This is a genomic window from Hymenobacter sp. NBH84 (assembly GCF_014217645.1).
In the GTDB taxonomy this organism is placed as follows: Bacteria; Bacteroidota; Bacteroidia; order Cytophagales; family Hymenobacteraceae; genus Hymenobacter; species Hymenobacter profundi.
Window position 1 is genome coordinate 2,340,394 of the sequence record NZ_CP043644.1, and the last position, 23,634, is coordinate 2,364,027.

At 56.2% G+C, this 23,634-nt stretch carries 19 protein-coding genes and 1 pseudogene; 18 read left to right on the plus strand and 2 right to left on the minus strand.

The genetic code is table 11. The features are described 5' to 3' along the window. Positions 1-718 precede the first annotated feature (718 nt). From F1C16_RS09800 to F1C16_RS09810, 3 genes are all read left to right on the plus strand, one after another. Positions 719-1,621, plus strand: a complete 903-nt coding sequence (locus F1C16_RS09800) for a histone deacetylase (RefSeq protein ID WP_185284135.1) — start codon at positions 719-721, stop codon at positions 1,619-1,621. Between the two features lie 226 nt (positions 1,622-1,847). After that, a complete protein-coding gene (locus tag F1C16_RS09805; RefSeq protein WP_185284136.1) occupies positions 1,848-2,777 on the plus strand; it encodes a J domain-containing protein in 930 nt (309 codons plus the stop codon). A 48-nt stretch (positions 2,778-2,825) separates the two neighbouring features. After that, on the plus strand, positions 2,826-3,614 hold the full coding sequence (locus F1C16_RS09810) for a TerC family protein (protein ID WP_185284137.1): 789 nt from the start codon (positions 2,826-2,828) through the stop codon (positions 3,612-3,614). Positions 3,615-3,733: 119 nt separating this feature from the next. On the opposite strand, the gene F1C16_RS09815 is transcribed toward F1C16_RS09810, so the two are convergent. Next, on the minus strand, positions 3,734-4,510 hold the full coding sequence (locus F1C16_RS09815; protein WP_185284138.1) for a LexA family transcriptional regulator: 777 nt from the start codon (positions 4,508-4,510) through the stop codon (positions 3,734-3,736). A 208-nt stretch (positions 4,511-4,718) separates the two neighbouring features. Between F1C16_RS09815 and F1C16_RS09820 the strand changes: the two genes are divergently transcribed. The 13 genes and pseudogenes from F1C16_RS09820 (at position 4,719) to bla (ending at position 19,535) form a co-directional block, all read left to right on the plus strand. After that, positions 4,719-5,117 (plus strand): YbjN domain-containing protein, encoded by a 399-nt coding sequence (locus F1C16_RS09820; RefSeq protein WP_185284139.1) that lies wholly within the window; start codon positions 4,719-4,721, stop codon positions 5,115-5,117. A gap of 176 nt (positions 5,118-5,293) precedes the next feature. Beyond that, positions 5,294-5,407, plus strand: a pseudogene (locus tag F1C16_RS22995) (PspA/IM30 family protein); the annotation flags it as partial. A 112-nt stretch (positions 5,408-5,519) separates the two neighbouring features. Beyond that, positions 5,520-6,002, plus strand: coding sequence for a PspA/IM30 family protein (locus F1C16_RS09825; RefSeq protein ID WP_258049095.1), 483 nt, complete (start codon positions 5,520-5,522; stop codon positions 6,000-6,002). Positions 6,003-6,057: 55 nt separating this feature from the next. Next, positions 6,058-6,276, plus strand: coding sequence for a hypothetical protein (locus F1C16_RS09830; RefSeq protein WP_185284140.1), 219 nt, complete (start codon positions 6,058-6,060; stop codon positions 6,274-6,276). A gap of 294 nt (positions 6,277-6,570) precedes the next feature. Beyond that, a complete protein-coding gene (locus F1C16_RS09835) occupies positions 6,571-7,233 on the plus strand; it encodes a hypothetical protein (RefSeq protein WP_185284141.1) in 663 nt (220 codons plus the stop codon). 32 nt (positions 7,234-7,265) lie between these two features. After that, positions 7,266-7,664: a PH domain-containing protein gene (locus tag F1C16_RS09840; RefSeq protein WP_185284142.1), complete on the plus strand. Its 399-nt coding sequence runs from the start codon at positions 7,266-7,268 to the stop codon at positions 7,662-7,664. A gap of 140 nt (positions 7,665-7,804) precedes the next feature. Then, the gene (locus tag F1C16_RS09845; protein WP_185284143.1) at positions 7,805-9,979 is read left to right on the plus strand and encodes a flotillin family protein; all 2,175 of its coding nucleotides are present in this window, start codon (positions 7,805-7,807) and stop codon (positions 9,977-9,979) included. A gap of 187 nt (positions 9,980-10,166) precedes the next feature. Further along, a complete protein-coding gene (locus F1C16_RS09850) occupies positions 10,167-10,529 on the plus strand; it encodes an endonuclease domain-containing protein (protein ID WP_185284144.1) in 363 nt (120 codons plus the stop codon). A 78-nt stretch (positions 10,530-10,607) separates the two neighbouring features. Beyond that, positions 10,608-15,668 carry a DNA repair ATPase gene (locus F1C16_RS09855; protein WP_258049096.1) on the plus strand — a complete coding sequence of 1,687 codons (5,061 nt, stop codon included), beginning with the start codon at positions 10,608-10,610 and terminating at the stop codon, positions 15,666-15,668. A gap of 54 nt (positions 15,669-15,722) precedes the next feature. Beyond that, positions 15,723-17,510, plus strand: a complete 1,788-nt coding sequence (locus F1C16_RS09860) for a Shedu anti-phage system protein SduA domain-containing protein (RefSeq protein WP_185284145.1) — start codon at positions 15,723-15,725, stop codon at positions 17,508-17,510. A 64-nt stretch (positions 17,511-17,574) separates the two neighbouring features. Further along, positions 17,575-17,733, plus strand: a complete 159-nt coding sequence (locus F1C16_RS09865; RefSeq protein ID WP_185284146.1) for a pyridoxamine 5'-phosphate oxidase family protein — start codon at positions 17,575-17,577, stop codon at positions 17,731-17,733. 302 nt (positions 17,734-18,035) lie between these two features. Continuing rightward, positions 18,036-18,389 (plus strand): hypothetical protein, encoded by a 354-nt coding sequence (locus F1C16_RS09870; RefSeq protein ID WP_185284147.1) that lies wholly within the window; start codon positions 18,036-18,038, stop codon positions 18,387-18,389. Between the two features lie 396 nt (positions 18,390-18,785). Continuing rightward, positions 18,786-19,535, plus strand: coding sequence for a subclass B1 metallo-beta-lactamase (bla, locus tag F1C16_RS09875; protein WP_185284148.1), 750 nt, complete (start codon positions 18,786-18,788; stop codon positions 19,533-19,535). A 128-nt stretch (positions 19,536-19,663) separates the two neighbouring features. Here bla and F1C16_RS09880 read toward each other — a convergent pair whose 3' ends face one another. Beyond that, a complete protein-coding gene (locus F1C16_RS09880; RefSeq protein WP_185284149.1) occupies positions 19,664-21,403 on the minus strand; it encodes an alkaline phosphatase in 1,740 nt (579 codons plus the stop codon). Positions 21,404-21,748: 345 nt separating this feature from the next. Between F1C16_RS09880 and F1C16_RS09885 the strand changes: the two genes are divergently transcribed. Both F1C16_RS09885 and F1C16_RS09890 read left to right on the plus strand, forming a co-directional pair. Then, on the plus strand, positions 21,749-22,345 hold the full coding sequence (locus F1C16_RS09885) for an RNA polymerase sigma factor (RefSeq protein ID WP_185284150.1): 597 nt from the start codon (positions 21,749-21,751) through the stop codon (positions 22,343-22,345). 263 nt (positions 22,346-22,608) lie between these two features. Next, positions 22,609-23,601 carry a FecR family protein gene (locus F1C16_RS09890; protein WP_185284151.1) on the plus strand — a complete coding sequence of 331 codons (993 nt, stop codon included), beginning with the start codon at positions 22,609-22,611 and terminating at the stop codon, positions 23,599-23,601. Positions 23,602-23,634: the final 33 nt, after the last annotated feature.

Here is a 23,634-nt window from a genome sequence, read left to right on the forward strand (position 1 = left end):
ACCAAGAGTAATTACCCGCGTTTTCGCGGGCAGCTATCGACTGATTTCCACGAGTTGCTATCGATGTAACAAGAGCGAACAGCTGCCGGGAAAGAGGGCGAAAGGAATTGGATAGGTAACATAACAGTAAGGTAGTTAGGAGTAAACTAGTAGGTAGAGATAAAACAAAACGCCCGAATCTGGTGGGATTCGGGCGTTTCGCACTGTGTAGTTTCTATCGGTGAAACCTCACGTTGTGGTATGCGCGCCGAACCCCGGCTGGATCTTGCTATCCAGCGAGCTTAATGGCATGGGGTATTGATTAAAATGGCGCTGCATGACGAGTGAAGTCGTTGGAATTATTTGTATTTTGTGCTTTGAACGTGTCAAAGGTAAGAAGGTTATTTTATAAATCAATAGTCAAATAAAAAATATTTTATAAATTTTATATTCGACTACTCCATGCTTAGTAATTCCAGTTTTACCCACGCTTATCTATCCTGAATATCGTATTAAAAGAGTGTCTTTTAATTGGCACCACTTTTTATTTATCGCGCATACATTATTGTGGTGTAGCGACGCATCGTCTCGTTGTTGAACAACAAACCCTACACAACGCAGGCAACGAGACGCAAGCATGCATCTGCACACGCCCAATATACATTGTGCAGGAATCTACAGTAACGCCAATAGCTCCATAACGAAACACCGCTGCGCGTCGCTACGTCTGTAGGTAGCCATGCCCCGCCTCGCTACCTCCGACCGCTACACGCTTGCCCTACCCCCTACCCATCGCTTTCCCATTGCGAAGTACGCCCTCATTCGGGAGCAGTTGTTATGGCAAGGCATCGCGCCGCCCGAGGATTTTTATGACCCCGGCCTGTGCGCCGAAGAGGACGTGCTGCGGGTGCACACACCAGACTACTGGGGCAAAGTGCGCGACCAACAGCTTTCCCCCGCGGAGGTGCGGCGGCTGGGCCTACCCCAAACGCCGCAGTTGGTGCTTCGCTCCCTCAGTAGCTCGGCGGGCACACTGCAATCGGCGCGGCACGCCCTGCGCGAAGGGGTGGCCCTGAACCTGGCCGGCGGCACCCACCACGCGTTTGCCGACCGAGGCGAGGGGTTTTGCGTGCTCAACGACCAGGCCATTGCCGCCGCCTACCTGCTGCACCACCAACTGGCCCGGCAGGTGCTCATCGTGGATCTGGACGTGCACCAGGGCGACGGCACGGCCAGCATTTTCCGTGATGAGTCGCGCGTGTTTACTTTCTCCATGCACGCCGGGGCCAACTATCCACTGCGCAAAGAGCAATCGGATCTGGACCTGCCCCTACCTCTAGGTACCACCGATACGGCTTATATCGACTTGCTCGGCCAAACCCTACCCCGCCTACTCGACGAGGTGCAGCCAGACTTCGTGTTTTACCAAGCCGGCGTAGATGTGCTGGCCACCGATAAACTGGGCAAGCTGGCCCTCACCAAAGCCGGCTGCCAGCGCCGCGACGAACTGGTATTGGGTCTGTGCCAACAACGCGGCCTACCCGTGGCCGTGAGCATGGGCGGCGGCTACTCCGAGCGCCTCGCCGATATTGTAGACGCGCATTGCAACACCTTTCGGGTGGCGTATGCGCTGTGGGGGTAGGGAGGCTTACCCCCGTGACCCCACCCCCGGCCCACACTCGCTTGATGCGCGACATCCTGCGAGTGTGGGCTGGGGGTGGGGTAATCGGCATATCTATTTAAGAACAGCTATGAAAACCACTTTACCTCATTCAAAGGCCCGCCTACTCCGTATTTCCCCGAACCATCCGGCCGGGTTGCGGCTTTATAGAGTAGTCTCGTTGAATTCATTGATTTAGTACCCGCGCATGTCGGCTCCGCTTTCTTTTACGCCTTCCAGTGGTCCGTTCACGGCCAATATGTTCACCCAGCAAGCCTTCCAGCGGGCGTTGGTGGAGGTAGAAAATCTGCGCGAGCAGCTGCGCCGGGCCGAAACGACGCAGGCAGAAGCCCGGCGCCGGTACTGGCAGCAGGTAGGCCCGCTGGCCGACGCCGTGGTGACGGCCCGCCAAGCGTTGTTTGCGCCGTTGGAAGATGCCTTGCTGTGGAACGCGTTCAGCCGGGACGAGGAGCGCCAAATTACGGAGCTGCTAGTAGCCAACGCCCAGGATTTGCAGGAGCGCTTTGGGATAGAAACCCTGGATATTTTACTAAAATACGCCCCTCCCCAGCAGTCCGAAACGGGGAAGGCTACCACGCCAGCCGCTGAGCCCGAACGCCCCCCGCGGCGGCAGACCAAAGCCGAGCGCGCCGCTGCCGCCGAGGCCCTACAAGCAGAGCAAGATCAGCAAAGCCTGCTGGTGAATGCCAAAACCGTGTATCGCCGCCTGGCCCGCGCCAACCACCCCGACCTAGAGCGCGACCCCGCCCGGGCCGCCGAAAAAACCACCCGCATGCAGCGCATCACGCAAGCCTACGAGGCCCACGACCTCTACACGCTGCTGCATTTGCTGGCCGAAGACGAAACCGAGCCCACCGACGACTCCCTACTTATCCGCTACACCGAAGCCCTGCGCCGCCAGCTCCACGACCTGCGCCAGCAGCTCAACGAAGTGAAGTTTGGCCCGTGGAGCTTCCTGGGGAGTACGCCTAAAAAGCAGGAGGCCGGCCTGCGCCAGCTCAAGCGCCAGCTGCGCACCGAAGCGGATTATCTGGCCCAGGTAGCCCGGCAACTGCACACGCCCACCGACCTGCGTGCGTTATTACGCGAGCTGGCCGCCACGCACGCTACCCTCTAACCATTGCGCTAGCTTCCTTACCTTGGCGCTTCGCACTGCTTTTTCTCTATGTTTCTTCCGCACCTACAAGACATCCTCGCGCACCCCCTACCCTCGCTGGCTATCGTAGGCAACTTGGTGATTATCGAGAGCTTACTGTCCATCGATAATGCTGCTGTGTTGGCTACTATGGTCAGCGACCTGCCCCGCGACCAGCGTGTGAAGGCACTACGCTACGGCATTTTTGGCGCCTACGTGTTCCGGGCGCTTTGCATTGTTTTTGCCTCGTTTCTGATTCAATTCTGGTTTTTGAAGCCCATTGGCGGCCTCTACCTGCTGTATCTTGCCTACGACCATTTCCGCAAGAAACCCACCGCAGAAGAGGACGAGGCAGAAACCGTCGAAAAGGAAAAGAGTTGGATATACCGCACCACCAAGCGCTTGCTGGGAGGCTTTTGGGCCACCGTGGCCCTTATCGAGCTAATGGACCTGGCTTTCTCTATCGACAACGTATTTGCCGTCGTGGCCTTCACCAACAATCTGATTCTGATTTGTGCGGGCGTGTTTATCGGCATTCTGGCCATGCGACTGGTGGCGCAGTCGTTCGTGGTGCTCATGGGCAAATACCCTTTTCTTGAAACGGCCGCGTTCCTCATCATCGTCATTTTGGGTCTGAAGCTATTGTTCTCTTTGTTTGAGCACTTCCTACCCCAACACCCCGTCAGCGAGTTTCTGGCCAGTACTGCCGCCGAGGTAGGCCTCACGGTCCTAACGGTCGCTATCTTCTTGGTACCCATCCTCACGTCCTGGCTGTTTGGCTTTCCTCACCACCAGGGCCAGACGCACAACGCCGAATAATTCCATTCCGCACAGAGTTAGAGGAGTAAAACAGGGAGTTAACAGGGAAGTTCAGTTATATGAACAGACCCCTGTTAACTCCCTGTTTTACTCCTTTAACTCTGTGCGAAACAACGTTCTCACGAGCCCTCAATGCGGGCCAGCAATTCTTCCACTTGACGCTCCAATACCTGCACCCGATCTTCTAGCAAGGTAGGCGTGTGCAAGTGCGTGGTAAACTGCGCTTTGATTTCCCAAATTTCCAGCGCTTGACTGAGCGCAAAATCCTGCGCAGGATAGTCGCGGTTGTCGGCTCGTAGTTTGAGCACATCGTTGGGTAGGCGCTCGGCAAGGCGGCGCACCAGCAGCCAGCTCTGTGTGACAAACGCATAGAGCCGCCCCACGTGCAGCACCGGCACAGCCTTGTCTACGCGGCAGCACAGCACCACATCCTGGTGGCGCAAGGTAGGCTGCATATCGGCCCCGCTGATTTCAAAAGCCCGCGTTACCGGCCCCAGCGTGTGCGGAAACGTGAGCGGCTGCAACCCATCGATAAAACTCTTATCGTGGTAGTTTACAATATATTCCAGTATGCGTCGGGCAGGCACCAGCGGCGTCAGCAGAGCTTGACGGTCGGCTTCGGAAGCGGCTTCTTCCACAGGAGCTTCCTTCAATGCTTCCTGAAAAATATCAAAATTGTAGAGCTCATTTACGGTTAGCTCTTTCGTTAGTAGCAAGTCTACTGATAAGCCAAAATGCTGAGCAATCTGGATCAGCGTCTCCATTTTCGGCTCCGATCTTCCTTCTTCGTAAGCCCCAACACTGGGCCGAGCTAGACCAAATAAATCAGCGAAAGCCGCCTGACTCAGCTTCTTAACAGTTCTTATTTTGCGGATGTTCTTTCCGATATAAGTCATGCGCGAAAAAATATTTATGCTCAAACTTTGAGCTTATCTTCAACTTTTAGTATTCTTGTAGCGTAAAGCTACTACAATACAACCAGAAGCATTTTTACAACTGCTATTTTTTTGAGCCTGGGCTACCACCAGAAAAATGTTCCGGTTTCCGGCGGTGGCTCTATCTGGTTAAGTTGCCAACGTTATGGATGCTTTTCCTTCTCTTGCTATGAAAAACTGCTACTTCCCTACCATCCAAAACTACCTGCTAGAGCTGGGCTTCGACATTCGCCGGGCCGTGGAAGCCGATGGCATCCTAGTGGTCGATAAGCCGGAGCTGGGCATTCGCAATCTGGTGATTGGCTGCGCCGATCCGCTGCTGCTGCTGGAGCAATACCTGCTGGAGCTGCCCGCGCCCTCGTGCGAGGTGTACCAGCAATTGCTCCAGAAAAACCGCGACATCATTCACGGCGCTTTTGCCCTGGATGAATCGGGCCGCAAGGTGATTTTCCGCGATACGCTGCAAATTGAAACCACTGGCCGGCAGGAGCTGGAAGCCGTGCTCAACTCGCTGGGTTTGCTGCTGAGCGAGTATTCGGAGGAGCTGATTGGCTTCGCGAAGGGCTGAGAATTTCTATCGTCCTGTAAGAGTCTCTGTCATCCTGAGCAGAGCGAAGGACCTTCTCACGAGAGAACGAGTCGTTGGTACGCCTGTCGGGCAGATGTGACAAGGTCCTTCTCTCTGCTCAGGATGACAAAGACACAGAGAATAAATCAATAGTCAACCTATTAAAAATCAACAACATGAACATTTTATCCCGCCTCTTCAAAATTGGGCAATCGGAAGCCCACGCCGCTGTCGACCAGCTCGAAAACCCCATTCACCTCACCGAGCAAGGCCTGCGCGACCTGCGCCAGGACCTCGACAAGAGCCTGCAAGCGCTGGCCGAGGTGAAAGCCATGGCCATCCGGGCGCGCAACGAGGGCGAAAAACTTCCGCTCCAAGGCCCTCGACTACGAAAACAAGGCTGTGCTCCTACTACAACGCGCACACAAGGGCGATTTGGACAGCGCCGAAGCCGACCGGCTAGCCGGCGAAGCCCTACTCAAGAAAGCCGAGAACGAAGCCCAAACCACCCGCGCTACCCAGGATCAGGAGCAGTTTGAGAAGTCGGCGGCGCAGCTGAGCGAGAACGTGCAGCAGCTCAAGCAGACCCTTTCGCAGTGGGAAAACGAGCTGAAGACCCTAAAGGCCCGTCAGACGGTGAGCACCGCCACCAAAACCATCAACAAACAGTTGGCTCAGCTCGATTCGTCGGGCACGGTGGCGCTGCTGGAGCGCATGAAGGAAAAGGTAGCCGTGGAAGAAGCACTAGCCGAATCGTACGGGCAAATCGCCAACGAAAGCAAAAGCATCGACGGCGAGATTGACAAAGCCCTGGCTGGCAGCAGCACCAGCCAAGCCGCCGCCGATGTGCAGGCGCTGAAGGCGAAACTGGGCCTCACGGAGTAGAAAAAAGGGCGACGTAATCTGTCTTAACAGCTAGCAAACCAACCATTTCCTTCTCATGACTACCACCGAAAAGTTTCTTTACTACGCCGCTTCGCTGATCGTTATTGTGGTGGTTGGATTGCGCCTGTTTCACCTGCTCGACCCCGGTTGGGGCATGATTGCGATACTACTCTGTAGCATTCTGACGAATAGGGTGTACGCCCAGTATGCGGGCCGGCTGGCCCAGCGCAACATAGAGTTGGAGGAGCAGCTAACTCAGCATCAACAGCTATAATTTTTACGCTTTCTATCGATGACTGCCAAAGAGAAGCTATTTCATTGGAGCGGTGCCGCTATACTGAGTGCTGTTATTCTTTCACACTGGTTTGGTTGGCTCGATTCCACTGCTGCGGTTCGACTATTTCCAGCGGGCCTCATATTATATACCATAGCCTTTGGTCGCTATACGCATCGCCTTCGTGCTGAGAATAACGAGTTAAAGCGGCAACTCTCTACTACCCCAATCTAACGTCTGAGTACAGAACGCAGCTTCTGCGCAAGTACCCTTTGGCTTTTTTCTTCCCTCGTCATGACTGAGCTACTACAAGCCGCCGTTTCGCCGCCCAACTTGGTCCCTACCGGGCTGCTGGTGTTCGTGCTGCTCTACTGGCTCACGGTTGTGGTAGGGCTGGTGCATATTGATGCGCTGGACGTGGACGTAGCCACCGACGCAGATGTTGACCTCGACGCACACACCGGGCTGCACCTGCACCACGGCGAGGTAGGGGTAGATTGGTTGAACAATGCCTTGGTCTTTTTCAACCTGGGCCGCGTGCCGCTGATGGTGTTTCTAAGCTTTGTGGCCCTACCCTTGTGGGCTGGCAGCATCCTGCTCAATTACTATACGCAGAATACTTTTTGGTTATTAGGTATAGTTTTCCTGCTTCCATTGCTCGTAGGAAGCCTTTTTCTGGCGAAGGTGCTTACCATGCCCTTCGTTAAACTCTTCGCGGCACTGGAAAAAGACCACGATGCCGACGGGCAACCGCTGGGCAAGATATGCACCGTGCTCCTATCCACCACGCACGAGCGCATGGGCCAAGCAGCGGTGCCGCAAACCAGCGGCGCGCCATTGGTACTCAACGTGCGCGCCGCCTCGGTCACCGAGCTACGCAAGGGTGACTCGGCCCTGGTCATCGACTTCGACGCGCAACGGCGCTGCTACCTCATTGAACCGTACGAAACTATCTGACCACCATCGCCATGTCTCCTACCCTACCCCACATGTTCGTTTCCAAAATCAGCTGGTGGTCGTTTGGGTCCATCTTGCTAGTACAATTGGTAATCAGTATGATGGCCATAGCCGACGGGGCATACGTCGTTCCGGTTTTCATACTGCCTTCTTTAGTCTTTATGATATGGCTGTTGCGGTCTACCTATTATGAGGTGCAGCCGCAGACGCAGATGCTACGCATTGTATCTGGGCCACTCACATGGCAGATACCGGTTACCAGCATCACCCGCATCAAGCCCTCGCACAACGTGCTTTCCTCGCCCGCGCTTTCACTTGACCGCTTGAAGATCTATTACAATCGCTACGACGAAATTCTAGTGTCGCCCCGCGATAAGGCGAATTTCATTGAAGTGCTGCGGCAAGTGAACCTACAGATTCAGGTAGGCTAGCACCATGCTTCATCGGTTGAAACGCTCTTGGCAATGGCTCAACGAGTCCGTGGCCGAATCTTTGGTAGAGGGCCTGTTGGATACCCTCTTTGATTAATCTTTTCCCCGAATTTATTTCCCTACTCTTACTCCCTACTTCTATGGTTGCTCAATTATCGTGGGCAGTGCTGCTCATTATCGGCTTTTTGCTGCTGGGCTTGTTCGCGCTGCTCGTCAAAATGTATCAAAAGGCCGTGCAGGGCGAGGCCCTTGTGCGCACCGGCCTCGGCGACACGAAGGTATCCTTCTCCGGCATCTTTGTGGTGCCCGTATTGCACAAGCTGGAGGTGATGGACATCACCTTGAAGACCATCGTCATCCAGCGGGCTGGTTCCGAAGGATTGGTGTGCAAAGACAACCTACGGGCTGATTTAAAGGTCAATTTCTACGTGCGTGTCAACAAGACGCACGACGACGTGGTACAGGTGGCGCAGAGCATCGGCACGCGCCGCGCTTCTGACCCAGCCGCGCTGGAAAACCTGTTCGATGCCAAGTTCTCAGAGGCATTGAAGACGGTAGGCAAGCAGTTCGATTTCATCGAATTATATAACTCCCGTGAGCAGTTCAAGCTGGAAATTCTGCGCATTATCGGCACTGACTTGAACGGTTACGTGCTCGACGACTGCGCCATCGACTACCTCGAGCAAACGCCGCTGGCCTCGCTCAACCAGGATAATATTCTGGATGCCGAGGGTATCAAGAAGATTGTGGCTTTGACTTCGGAGCAGAAAATCCAAGCCAACTCCATTGCCCGCGAGATGCAAAAAACCATCAAGAAGCAGGACGTGGAAGCCCAGGAAACCATTCTGCAACTTGATAAACAACTCGTTGAGAACCAGGAAAAGCAGAAGCGTGAAATTGCCAACATCAAGGCCCGAGAGCTGGCCGAAACCGAGAAGGTACAGCAAGAAGAAAAACTGAAATCGGAGCGCGCCCGCATCGCCACCGAGGAAGAGGTAGGCATTGCCCAGCAGAACCGCGACCGGCAGGTGCTGGTAGCCGAGCGCAACAAGCAGCGCACCGACGCCGTGGAAACTGAGCGCGTGGCCCAGGCTAAAGCCTTGGAAGCCAACGAGCGCGAGCGGATTGTGGCCCTGGCCCAGATTGAAAAGGAAAAGGCGCTGGAAGAAGAGAAAAAGAACATCCAGACGATTATCCGGGAGCGAATTGTGGTGGAAAAAGCCACGGTGCAGGAAGAAGAAAAGATCAAGGACACCCGCGCCCAGGCCCTGGCCGAGCGCGACAAGCTAGTAGCCCTCACGGCGGCCAAGCAGGAAACCGAAGCCGCTACGGTAGCCATGGTCGGCAACGCCGATATGGAGCGCCAGGCCGCCGAGTTCCGCGCTAAGCAGGCCCTGATTGACGCCGAAGCCGAGAAAGCCTCTGCCGAGTTCAAAGCCCAGGCTATCCGCACGCTAGCTGAAGCCGAAGCCAGCAAAGCCGCTGCAGTAGGCCTAGCCGAAGCGCAGGTGATGCAGGCCAAAGCTACTGCCCGCCAGAAAGAAGGCGAGTCGGAAGCCACCGTATTGCAACTGACCGCTACCGCCGAGGCGCAGGCCATTCAGGCCAAAGCCGGTGCGCAGGCCGAAGCCGACGAAAAGCTGGGTCTGGTAGCCGCCAAAATCAACCGCGAAAAAGGCCTCGCCGACGCCGACATCATTCAGGCCCGCGCCGACGCCGACCAGAAGAAGGGCTTGGCCGAAGCCGCCGTATCGGAGCAAAAATTTGCGGTGGAAGCCAAGGGCATCGAGGCCAAGGCCGACGCCATGAAGAAGCTCGACGGGGTAGGCAAAGACCACGAGGAATTCAAGCTGCGCCTCGACAAAGAGAAGTCGGTGGAGCTGGCCCAGATCAGCATCCAGAAAGACATTGCCGCTTCGCAAGCCGATGTGATTGGCGAGGCCCTCAAAGCCGCCAAAATCGACATCGTGGGCGGGGAAACGATGTTCTTCGACCAGATCATCGGCTCCATCACGAAGGGTAAAATGGTAGACCGCGCCGTGCACAACTCCGAGGTGCTAGGCACCGTGAAGGACGCTTTCTTCTCCCTCGACGGCAACGGCGGTGGCGACTTCAAAACCAACCTGCGCCGCTTCGTGGATCAGTTCGGCCTGAGCAGTGAGGACATGAAGAACCTGAGCGTCTCGGCGCTGCTGCTGAAGATGATGAACCAAGCTGGTGATGATGCCACGCGGGCGACGATTACGCAGCTGGCGGGCACGGCTACCGCGCTGGGGATTAGTGATAAGCCGGCGAAGATGCTGGAGTTGAAGTAAGGAATGCTACCCCAGCTAGAAACTAAAACTAAAATCTAGCTCCCCTCCTCAGATGAGGAGGGGTTGGGGGTGGTTGACCCACGCGTCTGAACGCCTATTAGTTTTAGTTTATAATTCTAGCTTTTCAACCACCCCTAACCTCTCCTTATTTAAAGGAGGGGAACTAGCTTCAGAGTTGTATACAACTATGCCTGATACGAACCATATCCATAATCTAGCCTATCAAAAATCTATTCGCCGCACACTCCGCAGCAACCTTACCCCCGCCGAAGCGCTACTCTGGAAAGGTCTTCAGCGCAGCCAGCTAGCTGGCCGCAAGTTTCGCCGCCAGCACGGTATCGGGCATTATGTCGTGGACTTCTACTGTCCAGCTGAAAAGCTGGTGGTAGAATTAGATGGCGCCGGTCATTTCACGGCTAGCGGCGAAGCGCAGGATATGGAGCGAGATATTTATTTAGGGAGCCTAGGCTTGAAAGTGTTGCGGTTCGAGAATAAGCTGGTGGTGCAGGATATTGACAGCATCCTAGCAGCTATTGAAGCAGCCTTTTAGAGTATCGTTCTACCATCATCAACCACCCCTAGCCCCTCCTCATCTGAGGAGGGGAACTAGTTTCTAGCCTTAGCTCTAGTGGAACAGATTACCCAACTCGAAACCGGCACCTACGAAATTCTGCGCAACCGCTTGCAAAAAAGCAGCACTGACCTGCGCCAGCGCCTCGACGCGCTCAACACCGAGCGCAAGCAGGTATTCGGGGCGGTGGATACGCGCCTGCTGGGTACCGGCCGCATCACCACGGAAAACAACTGCGTGCCCTGGGACATGGTGCCGGTGGGGCGGCGGTTTATTTTTGGCTACAACGTGACGCTGGGCCTCAAAACGGAGCCTGACCTGGCCGATGTATTCGGCGTGTATGCCTACCAGGACCACGAGTTCCGGCCGCTGGGGACGGACTTGTTGCAGAATCCGCAGTTTCTGGAGGAGTTCCGTAACCTGTACCGCTACTACAAGAACACCCAGTTTGTGAAGTTTGCGGTGCTAGGCGTGCATCTGTTTATGGTGTTTCGGGTAGGGAAAAGCGCCTCCGATGTGAAGACGTTTAAGTGGCTGATGCAGGGCGACACCCTCACCTACCTCGACAACCGCTCCGACCACGAGTACACCTTCCCGCCCCAGCACGAGTTCCAGTGGCAGCGCGCCACCCGCGATATGCAGCGCACGGGCAAGCACCCGCACGTGAGCATTGAGGACAAGGTGTTCGTGGAAACCATCGGCGGCGACTTGACCATCAAGGTAGAAGATAACACTGCCACCGGGCAGGGTATCTTGAGCGAGCCAGTAGACGACAAAGACCAGACGCTTGACGACTCGGAAATCTACTTTGCCGTGGTGGGCAACCTGATTCTGTTGAAAATTAGGCCCTACCAGGAGCAGCAGTACCGCTACTTCATTTTCAATCATAGGCTCAAAACCGCCCAGCGCCTCGATGCCCTCGCCGATGCCTGCGTGCTGCTACCCGACGGGCAAGGCCTGATTTTTCCGCACGGCTTCTACCTGCAAACCGGCGACAACAAGCTGTTCGACAACGGCTTGCGGGAGATGCTGTTTGAGAAGCGCGTGGTGTCGCCAAACGGTGAAGATTTCCTGTACGTGTTCTACAACAAAGACCACGGCACCTACCTGCTGCTGAGCTACAACCGCATTGCCCAGCGCGTGGATAACCCCATTGTGTGCCACGGCTACGCCCTGTTCGAGAATGGGGAGCTGTGCTACTTCCGGGCCGACGACGAGCCCAAGAAGCACCACGCGGTGCAGATCTGGCAGACGCCCTACACGGCCCCGGATTTCGAGCTACCCGTCACCTCCGATTCCTACCTCTACAAGCTGGGCAACAAGGAAATAGTGCGGGCCATGAGCGAGGTGCAGGAGGTGTTGACGCTAACCGGCAAGGACGACTCCTACGCCGGCCTCTACCTCGACCTGATCCGCCAGACCACGGCCCTCACCGACGCCTACCACTGGCTGCGCGAGCCTGCGGCCCAGGCCTTGGCTGAGCCGTTGGGCGACATTCGCCAGACGGCCACGGCGGCGGTGGAGGAGTTTGAGAAGGTGCAGAGCATCCGCAAAAACACCGCCCAGCAAACCCAAACCGTCTTCCAAAAGGCAGACGAGCTAACCAGCCGCATCCGCCGCTCGTCGCCCGATACCGTCACGGAATTCGTGCAGCTGCTGGGTGAACTGCGCGGGGTGCGGGGTGCGGTGATTTCGTTGAAAGAGCTGCGCTACGTGGAGCTGCCGGCCGTGGAACAACACGCCGCCGAGCTGGAAGAGTTGAGCAAGGAAGTGGCCACCCAAACCGTGGACTTCCTGCTCCGGCCTGATGCCCTCCTACCCTACGCCCAGCGCGTGCAGGCTATTGCCGACGGCGTGGAGCTGGTGCAGAAAACCGTGGAGGCCGACCAGCGCGAGCAGGAAGCCACCGCCGTGGCCCAGGAGCTGGAACTGCTGATTGAGGTAGTGAGCAACCTGCCCATCCCCGACCCTACCCAGACCACGGCCATCATCGACAACATCTCGACGGTGTACGCCCGCTTCAACCAGATTCGGGCTGCCCTGAAACGGCGGCGGCAGGCCCTGGCCGGCACTGAGGCCCAGGCCGAATTCACGGCCCAGCTCAAGCTGTTGGAACAGGCCCTCACCAACTACCTCGACCTGGCCGACACGCCCGCCAAATGCGACGAGTACCTGACCAAGCTCATGGTGCAACTCGAAGAATTGGAAGGTCGTTTCCCCGACTTCGACCAGTTTATCGAGCAGCTCACCACCCGGCGCGAGCAGGTAGTGGAAGCTTTCGAGGCGAAGAAAACGGCCCTGGTAGCCGCTCGTAACCAGCGCGCCACTGCCCTGCTGCAAAGTGCGGAGCGGCTGCTGAAAGCGGTGCAAAGCCGCCTCGCCCGCCTGGAATCGGTGGCGGACATTAATGGGTACTTTGCCGCCGATGTGATGGTGGAGAAGGTGCGCCAGACCGCCCAGGAGCTGCTTACCCTCGGCGATTCGGTGAAGGCCGACGACGTACAGAGCCGGCTGAAAACCCTGCGCGAAGACGCCGTACGCCAGCTCCGCGACCGGGCCGACCTGTTCGCCGATGGCGGCCAGACCCTCAAGTTCGGCCCCCACGCCTTCACTGTCAACACTCAGCCCCTGGAACTGACCGTAGTGCTGCGCGACGACGCCCTGCACTACCACCTCACGGGCACCAACTTTTTCCAGAAAATCACCGACCCTACCCTGCTGGCGGCCAAGCCCGTGTGGGAGCAAACGGTGGTATCGGAAAATCAGGACGTGTACCGGGCCGAGTTTCTGGCCTGGCGCATTCTGCAAGCGGCTCAGCGCCCTACCCCCGCCAACCCCGAAGCCGGTCGCCCGGCCGTGCTGTCGGTAACTGAGCTAGGCCGCCTCAGCAACGCGGAGCTATTGGCCTACGTGCAGCAGTTTATGGCTGCGCGCTACCAGGAAGGCTACCTCAAAGGCGTGCACGACCACGATGCGGCCCTGCTGCTCACGGCCCTGGTGCGCCTCGCCCGCACAGCCGGCCTGCTCCGCTACCCCGCCGACACCCGCGCCGCCGCGGCTTTCTACTGGCTGCGCTTCGCCGACCCCGACCAGCGCGCCCACTGGGAGCGGCAGTTGCAGGGCATCGGCGTGCTGCTGCAAGTCTTCCCCGATTCGCAGGAGTTCGACCAGTTGAAAGCCGAGCTGCAAGCCGCCGTGGAAACCTTCGCCCGCGAAAGCGGCCTGTTTACGCCAGACCAGGTAGCCGAAGCCGGCGACTACCTGTTTGCTTCGCTGACGCAGGTAAGTAGTGCTTCTTCAACGTCAGAACTGACTAAAAACCAAGAACCAACAACCAAAAACCACTTCATCATCTCCCAGGAAGCCGCCGAGCTGTACCAGCAGTTTCAGAAGCAGCTACAGGAGCGCCAGGCCACGGAGCTGTTTCAGCAGTCCATCGACCAGCTCCAGGACCAGCCGGTAGCGCAGTTCCAGCTGGTGCGGCAGTGGGTACAGGCAGTGGACCTCACCCCCCCAGCCCCCCTCTCCTCGGGGAGAGGGGGGAGCCAGACGTCAGCGGACGGTACTGGTGTATCACAACAAAGCTCGGCAAACGACTCGCGTCAGGCTCCCCCTCTCCCGGAGGGGAGGGGGCCGGGGGGTGGGGTCCTCGAAGCCACCGTCCTCCTACTCACCAGCACCTACGACCCCACTCGCGTCATCCACACGCCTACCCTCGAAACCCTCGAAGGCTTCCAGGGCACGCACCCGCGCCTCTCCGACGACCGTACCTACCTCCTCAACTTCCCCAACTTCCGTCGCCGGCTGCTGCACTACGACCGGGTGCTGGTGCCGCAGTTCGAGCAGTTTCAGGAACTGAAGAAGCAGCTCCTGGTGCGGGCCGCCCAGGACATGCGTCTGGAAGACTTCCGCCCGCGGGTACTCACGTCGTTTGTGCGCAATCAGCTGATTGATAAAGTGTACCTACCCCTTATTGGGGCCAACCTGGCCAAGCAGATCGGGACGGCGGGCGAGGGCAAGCGCACCGACCTGATGGGCCTGCTGCTGCTGATTTCACCGCCCGGCTACGGCAAGACTACCCTCATGGAGTACGTGGCCAATCGGTTGGGCCTCATCTTCATGAAGATCAACGGGCCGGCCATTGGGCATGCCGTGACGAGCGTAGACCCCGCCCAGGCGCCCAACGCCGGAGCGCGGCAGGAGCTGGAAAAGCTGAACCTGGCCTTCGAGATGGGCGACAACGTGATGATTTACGTGGACGACATTCAGCACTGCCACCCCGAGTTTTTGCAGAAGTTTATCTCGCTCTGCGACGCCCAGCGCAAGATTGAGGGCGTGTACGAGGGCCGCGCCCGCACCTACGACTTCCGCGGCCGCAAGGTGGCGGTGGTGATGGCCGGCAACCCCTACACCGAAAGCGGCGACGTATTTCAGCTGCCCGACATGCTGGCCAACCGCGCCGACATTTACAACCTCGGCGACATCCTGACCGCGGGCTCCGAGGAAGCCTTCCGCCTCTCCTACCTCGAAAACGCCCTCACCAGCAACGCCGCCCTCAGCCGCCTCGCCACCCAAAGCCCCCAGGACGTGCCCGCCCTCATCCGCCTCGCCGAAACCGGGCAGCAAGACGGCCTGAGCCTGGAGGGCAACCACTCGCCCGAGGAGCTGAACGAATACGTGGCGGTGCTGCAAAAGCTGCTACGCCTGCGCGACGTGGTGGCCCAGGTGAATGCCGCCTACATTGCCAGCGCCGCCCAGGCCGACGCCTACCGCACCGAGCCGCCCTTCAAGCTGCAAGGCTCCTACCGCAACATGAACAAGCTGGCCGAGAAAGTGCGCCCCGTGATGAACGACCAGGAAATAACGGACCTACTGGCCGCCCACTACGCCAGCGAAGCCCAGACCCTGACCAGCGCCACCGAAGCCAACCTACTCAAGCTGCGCGAGCTGCTGGGCTGGCTCACCCCCGCCGAGCAAACCCGCTGGCAGCAAATCAAAACCACCTTCCGCGACAACCTCCGCAACTCCGGCGCCGGCCAGCTTCTGCAGATGCTGGATAAATTGGAAAGCATTGCTGGCGGGTTGAGTGGAATTCGTGAGGTGTTGAAGAGAGAATAATATTAGCTTAGCCAATCAACTCTATACTCTTATAAACTTTACCAATCAAGCTCAATGGCTTCGAACAGATTTAAAGTAGATGCGAAAATAGCAGGATTACTAGGCGAGAATTATCGTTCATCAGAACACGCGCTTCGTGAATTAGTAGATAACTCATGGGATGCTGATGCGAAGAATGTCTGGATTTCTTTGCCCCCCTTCCTAACGCCAATTACTGATGATTTCAAAATCATCTTCATGGACGATGGCACAGGTATGACTCCAGAAGAAGTAAGGAGTGAATACATGACTATTGCTCGGAATCGTCGTGAGCGAAAAGGAGAGAACACATCTAATGGTAGGCTTGTGAAAGGCCGTAAAGGCATTGGGAAATTTGCTGGTCTATTCGTCGGTTCTACAATGCGTTTAGAAACAGTAGCAAGAGGCAAAAAAACCATTCTGACTATTGAAAAAGAAGAGTTATCAAGAGCCAAAAGGGATATTGAGGATATTGATTTGCCTATAGAAGAAGTTAACTGTGATGAAGAGGACGGAACAACTATTACTATATATAATATAAATCAAAATCTATTATACCCTAATTCAGAAAGGTTAAAATTAATATTAATTATGGAGTATGGTCGTCAGGACCATTTCAATATATATGTAAACAATGAAAGGCTTGACGTTACTGATGTTAAAGGTCAATCATTTGAATATAGAGATATTTTATCTGATCTAGGACCAGTCAATCTAAGATTTGTAATCAGTGATACTAGTCACAAATTACGACAACCAGGCATTTCTATACGCGTTGGCGGGAAGGCTGTAGGAAAGCCTATTTTCTTTGATGTTGATAAGAACAATCCTGATATACCTGGAAAGCTTTTAAAAAGATTATATGGTGAAGTAGAGGCTAATGATTTATTGAATTACGTAACAGCTGATTGGGGTGCAGTAATTGAAAATAGCCGTGCCTTTGTGGCTCTGCATACATTTGTTAGCGACAAAATAGAACAGGCTATCAGACATGAATTTAAAAATGAAATATCTCTAGCCAAAGCAAGAATACAAAAACAGATACATATAGAACTACAGAAGCTTCCAGAATACAAGAGAGAATATGCGAAGAAGGCATTAGATAAAGTAATAAACAACTTTTATACGCTTCCAGAAAATAAGCTAAGATCATTAATAAGCGTGCTTTTAGATACTATCGAGAAAGATGAATATTGGGAAGTCATAAAAGCTCTTGATGAAGCTCAACATGCCGATGTTTCAAGTTTTGCTGACGCACTGAATCTCTTTGGCTTAGTTGAAATGGCAATGATGTCTAAACAGACGGCATCTAGAATAAGCTTCCTATTAATGCTGCAAAAACTAGTAAATGACCCTAAAACAGAAGAGAAAGAAATTCATAAGGCGATTGAGAATAATCTTTGGATTCTAGGCCCAGAGTATTCTATCATGGCTTCTAATGTTACACTGAAAACTGTAATTAAAAGAATTACAGGCAAGAATCAGTATAATGGTCAGTATGCTCAAAATCGCCCTGATCTTCTATTAACCCAAAACGTTTTAGGGCATTATCTATTAATAGAATTCAAAAGGCCTTCTCATACGCTAAGTAGGAATGACATCGCACAAGCAGCTGATTACCGGCAGGAAATAACACCCTTTTTAACTGGCTCAGCTATCGATATTATAGTACTGGGTGGAAAGTCAAATATTAATTCTTTATATAGCCATGGCGATGGCATCAAAGTACTAACATTCAATGATGTAATTAGTAATGCTCATACATTACTAAATTGGCTTTTGTCTCAACTAAATCAAAATCCATCCCCTTTAACACGAGTTTAGCACAGTGTTAAAGGGCATGGATTTTGGCCCCAATATTAAAGGGTCTACCTTACTACCCTTCCCCATGGGCAAGCAATACCCCACCATTGATGACGGCATTCGGGCCTTTATCGAGCAGCAGCACGTGTTCTTCGTGGGCACGGCCGCCGCGGATGGTCGCGTCAATATCTCGCCCAAGGGCCAGGATACCTTGCGCGTGTTCGATGCCAACCGCGTGCCCTAGCTGAAGCGGCAACGGCTTCTCCGCCAGCAACACCATCGCCCCTGCCCAAGCCTGCCGCAACTTTCGCGGCCACGCCCCAAGGTAGACGCGCTTATGAAAGCCTGCGGCTTTCCGGTAACGACCAAAAAGGCCCGTTCTGCGCCGACCAAAAGGACCTCCGCCAACAAGAGCTGATTACGCTATTACTAAAAACGAAAGCGGCCCTGGCTACTACCGGAGCCGCTTTTGGCATTTGGGTTCAGCCCAACCTTTCGGCCTGCTCAGTAGTAAACCTTTGTATCGTTTCACTTCCAAACCCAGCTATGTCAACCTCCAATCCTACTTCCGCTAACTCTTCGCTCATTGATACTCTCCAGGTCCTCCGAGGCGGCGACCTGACGGCTCCCGCAGCCCTCAGCCAGCTTGAGAGTTGGACCCAAATGATCAACATCGGTGGCCCCGGTGCGCAAGGGGATATTTTTCTGGAGCTGCAAAACCTGCAGAAGTACATCGCCAGTAGCGACAGCGCCAACATCAGCCACACGCTTCAGCAATTGGGTTTACTCACCACCAAAGCAGCAGAAGAAGACGTTACGGAAGAAGTCAGCGACTTGCTACGTCAGCTCGGCGAGGTGCTCACAGCAGCCAGCACCTCGTTACCTCAGCAGGCGCAGTAACGCACTGGTGCCACTGGTTACTCCCCGACCGGCGCGAACTCGTAACTCGTGACCAGCGTTGGCCCACTTAACGCGAGTTTAGCGCAGCATAACTCGTAACCAGTCATGACGTGGAGGCTGCGCCTCTATAGCCGCCGCAACGGTCAGCCACTACCGCGCCGCCTGGAAAGCTCCGGGCGGCGCGGTTCGTTTTAACGTCATGCTTCATCTGGCGTCCGCTTGTCGAAGCATGATGGTCTGTTTCTATTACGATTACTTATGGCTAACCACTTATACGCTTCTTTGTTGAGCAAATCGGTTAGCAGTAGACAGAGCGTCTTTTTTATTACACAACGGCTAAGTTTGTCGCTCCGCCCTCATACGGGACTCGCGCTCCGTTTTTTTAACTTCTACAACATGAAGTTTTCCGTTGCTCTTTGGTTGTTAGCTGCCGTTGCCGCAAACCCCTACAACCAGGAAAAAAGCCCTGAAGCGGGCAACGTAGTGTATCACTCCGCTGACTTACGCATTGTGCAAGTCTCTCAGCACACCTTTGTTCACACCTCGTTTTTGAGTACAGAGAGTTTTGGAAAGGTTGCGTGCAACGGCCTCATTGTAAAAGATGGCAACGAAACCGTTGTCTTTGACACGCCGGCCAATGAGCAGGAGTCGAAAGAACTGATTGCGTGGATAAAAAAGGATCTTCACTGCCAGATAAAGGCCGTCATCCCCACGCATTTTCACGATGACTGCCTGGGAGGGTTGAAGGAGTTTGAGCGAAACAACATTCTCTCTTATGCCTACGAGAAGACAATTACTTATGCCCAGCAGCAGCAGTCTGCTGTTCCGCAACGCAGCTTCAGCAAGCGTCTGGCGCTACCCATTGGCACCACCAAAGTATACGCCGCTTTTTGGGGAGAAGGCCACACCAAAGACAACATCGTAGGCTATTTTCCGGACGATGAGGTCTTGTTTGGCGGGTGCTTGATCAAGGAATTGCAGGCAGGCAAAGGCAACCTCGCCGACGCCAATGTGCTGGCATGGCCAACAACGGTACAAACCCTTAAGAAAAAGTATCCGCACGTGAAGGTTGTCGTGCCGGGGCATGGCAACGTTGGGGACCGAACCCTATTCGACTACACAATTCAGTTGTTTCAGCAACCCTAACATACTACCTGTTGAAATTGGAGCGCCGCCATAGAAGATGCTTCCACTGGCTCTACTCGCGCCAGTGGAACCAGTGGAGGAGCTAAACTCGCACCAGATGGGGCCTCCCCCCCCGGCCCCTCGGTTTGTTACGACACCGTAACGGTACGCCCTACGGTGGTGGCCGTGCTTTCGGTGGCGAGGCTGCCCACGTATTTCCACGTCGAGGTGGCGTTGGTGGCCGTGAAGCTTACTTCCACGAAGCCCCTGTGCGAGGCGTCGAGGTAGTGCAAGTCGTTGATGAGGGCCGTGTTCAGCTGCTCGAAGGCGCCAATGGTAGCCGGATCGGAGCCCAGGAATGCCTCAAACCCCGGCGACGATACCGACGAGCAAGCAAACTCCATCCCTACCACCGTGCCGCTGCTAGTGCGCAGGTCGCTGTGCCAAGCGTTGTGCGTGTCGCCGGCCAGCGATACCAGCTTCTTGCCGCTGCCCACGGCCCCCAGAATGGCTTCCCGCTCGGCGGGGTAGCCGTCCCAGGCATCAAGGTTGTAGGGCAGCACTGTTTCTACGCGGGCCCGCTCGGTGGCCGTTACGGTAGGGTCGCTGGCCGCGATGCGCCTTTTGATGGCGAGCAGCTGGGCCGCTACGGTGGCGTATTGCGTCAGCAGGGCGGGGGTAGCACCGCTCGTGAGCTGGGCCACCAGCGGCAGCAGCTCGGCCGGAATATACATCTTACCCATCAGCACCTGCGAGCCTAGCACCTGCCATTTGGCTGTGCTGCCGGCTAGAGCTGCCGTCAGCCAGCTGCGTTGTTCCGTACCCAACATCGTGCGGGTCGGGTTCAGCCACGCCGACCCGAAGGCTGCCGCGTTGAAGGCGCCGGTGCTGCTAAAGTAGCTACCCAGGTTCAGCTGCTGGTTGCGGCCTACCAGGCGGGTGTCGAGCATCAGTAGGTTGGCCAAGCCGCCCAGGTCGAAACGGCGGTAGATTTTGGTTTTGTCGCTCACGCGGGCCGGCAGGTACTCGTGCCACACTTGCTGGGCAAACTGCTTGCGCTGCGCAAAGCTGCCCTCGTTGGCCTGGTGGTTTTCGGCCCCGTCGGTGTAGGCATCGTTGGTTACCTCGTGGTCGTCCCAGACCGCAATAAAAGGCTTGAGCTGATGCACGCGCTGCAACTGTTTGTCGGAGCGATATTGCCGGTAGCGCGTGCGGTAGTCGCTGAGCGACAGGATTTCGGTGGCCGGCAGGTGGGCGCGGTTGAGCGTAGCCGTGCTGCCGTTGGTGCCGTAGCCGCCCGCGCCATACTCGTATATGTAGTCGCCCAGGTGCACTACCGCATCGGCATCCGACTCGGCCACTGCGCCATACACGTTAAATAGTCCAGCCTGGTAGTTGGCGCACGACACCACCGCCAGCTTCACGCTGCTGGCTTGCCCGTTGCCGGGTAGCGTGCGGGTCTCACCCACCACCGATTCGGCGCGGGTTTGGTCGTTGCGGAAGCGGTAGTAATACTTCTTATACGCCGTCAGCGCCGGCACATCGGTCCACACGGTGTAGTCGTTGGCGGCCGTGGCGGTGAGGTTGCCCGAGGCTTTCACCGTGGCAAAGCCGCCGTCTTCGGCCACTTCCCAGCGGATGGTCGCGTCGCCGGTTTCATTGTCGGCCGGGGTGTAGCGGGTCCAGATGATGACGTTGCTCTGGCTGGGGTCGAAGCTGGCCACGCCTTCCCGGAAACCAAAGTCGCCGGTATAGTTTAGCAGGTCCTCGTTGTCGTCGTTGCAGCTGCTGAGTAGGGTTGGCAACAGCGCCACCCCGCCTGAAACCACAGCGGTATGTCTGATAAACTCCCGGCGGGTAATCGTTGTAGAAGTAGTTTTTTTGGCCATAGCAGCTGAAGAATTAGCACGGAAAGCCAAAAGTAGAAGCGGCGTATTATCAAATGATTAGTAGAGTATTATAGAATTTCTTACAGCGATAGAACGCACGCACTCGCGCGGCTGTGCCGAGGCAGCTCCGACCAGAAGGCGCGCACCAGCCCGCCGCGCCGAGGAGAGAGCGGCAGGACGGTTAAGCAACCAATACGGTAGGATTTCCTCCCTACCTCGCAGGCGCAAGCTGCATAGTGCTATCCTGCCGGGCAACGCCCACTCCGATAAGGAATAACAATCTGGTAACGATTCAGTAACCACTCCTACCCTACCCTGTCGAGTATCTTCGTAAAAACTACGGGCATGAACTTTCCACACGAAGAGAGTAGGCTGCTCGCGGCCGTAGCCACCGGTGACCGACGGGCCTTTACGCAGCTCTACAGCACGTATCTGCATGGGTTGCAGCGCTATATTTTTCTCTTCACGCGCTCCGAGGAAACGGCGCAGGAGTTGGCGCAGCAGGTATTTATTGCCATCTGGGAGCGGCGGGCGCAGCTGCCAGCCATTGCCAGCTTTCGGCAGTATCTGTACCGCGCCGCCAAGAATTTGGTGTACGACGAGGTGCGACAGCAGCAGCGGCAGCTCAGTGCCTACGCCGAGGTGCACGCGGCCGCTACCCCCTGCGGGCAGCCCGCCGATCAGGCACTCATCAACCAGCAATACCACGAGCAGGCTCAGGCCCTGATCCGGCAATTGCCCACCAAGCGCCGGCAGATTTTCCTGTTGCGTACCCAGGAAGAACTGTCGCTGGACGAAATTGCGCAGCGGCTGGATATCTCTAAATCGGTGGTGAAGAAGCAGCTGTACGCCGCCATCGACTACGTGAAGAAAAACCTACTGCTGCACAGCGATGCCGTGGTGCAGCTGGCTATCTGCGGGCTACTGCCGAGCGTTTTTTAAGAAGCTGTTTGCGTTAGTGATTGCACGGTGTAGAGACGCGTATTCGCGTCTTGCCGTCCGCGCCGTGTAGTTCAACGACGAGACGCTATGCGTCTCTACACCGTTCCAGCGGCCTTTTAGCTAAGGCAAACAGTCTCCTGGCAGTCGTTGTCGTTCTGGTGGGCGTTGTATACGCTTTAAACCAGCCCACACGGCATATTACCTTTTTGTGATCAAAGGGGCCGCGGGCCGCAGTTGTTCGTCTTAAGGGCGAAATCAGCTGTATGGACGCGCACCACTATCACGCCTTCCTGGAAAAATACGCGGCGGGCCGGCACACGGAGGCCGAGCACCTGGTCTTTCGGCAGTGGCTGCTGCACGCCACTCCGGCGCAGCTAGAGGAAGTGCTGGACCACTACGCCGCGTTGCAGCGCCACCGCCTACCCCAGCATCCGGCGCCGGCGGCCGTAGCCGCCTTAGAGGCCCGCCTGAATGCGCTGGCCCCTACCCCGGCACCTGCCGTAGCGCGCCGCCCGATGCGGTGGCTATCGGTAGCGGCTATGGTGGCCTTGCTGCTGGTGGCCGGCGCGGCATACTGGCTGCGGAGCGCCCGCCCAAGGCCTGCTGTGGCCTACCGGCAGCAGCACACGGCCGCTGGCCAGAGAGCCCGCCTGGTGCTGGCCGATGGCAGCGTGGTGCATCTCAACGGCAACAGCACTTTGTCCTACCCTGCCACTTTCGCGGGAAACACCCGGGAGGTGCAGCTGCGCGGCGAGGCGTATTTCGAAGTGGCCAAAGACCCGGCGCATCCCTTCATTATTCACAGTGGCCGGCTGCGCACCCGTGTGGTGGGTACCAGCTTCAACGTGTATGCCTACCCCCACGCCCGGCAGCAAGAAGTGACGGTGCTGACGGGCAAAGTGGTAGTACAGGACTCAGCCAGTACACGGGCCGTGACGCTGCGCCCCGCGCAAAAAGCGGTGCTGGCCGCGTCGGCGCTGACGGTGGAGCCGGCCCCTACCCCCGCCCAAAGCATTGCCTGGCAGCAAGGCCGTTTGGTGTTCGACCAAGCTGCGCTGCCCGAAATCGTGGACAAGCTGGGGCAGCGCTACGGCGTCCGCATCACGCTGAACTCGGAGCAACTGCTGCGGTGCCGGCTCACGGTGGAGTTTGGCCAGGAGCCGTTGACCGATGCGTTGGAAATTCTCTCCGCCCTTACGGGCAGCACTTATACACTTCAAGAACAGCACGTTATTCTACAGGGTGCGGGCTGTTGATTTGTTTTTCTCACCTGCTTACTCGCTTCAACC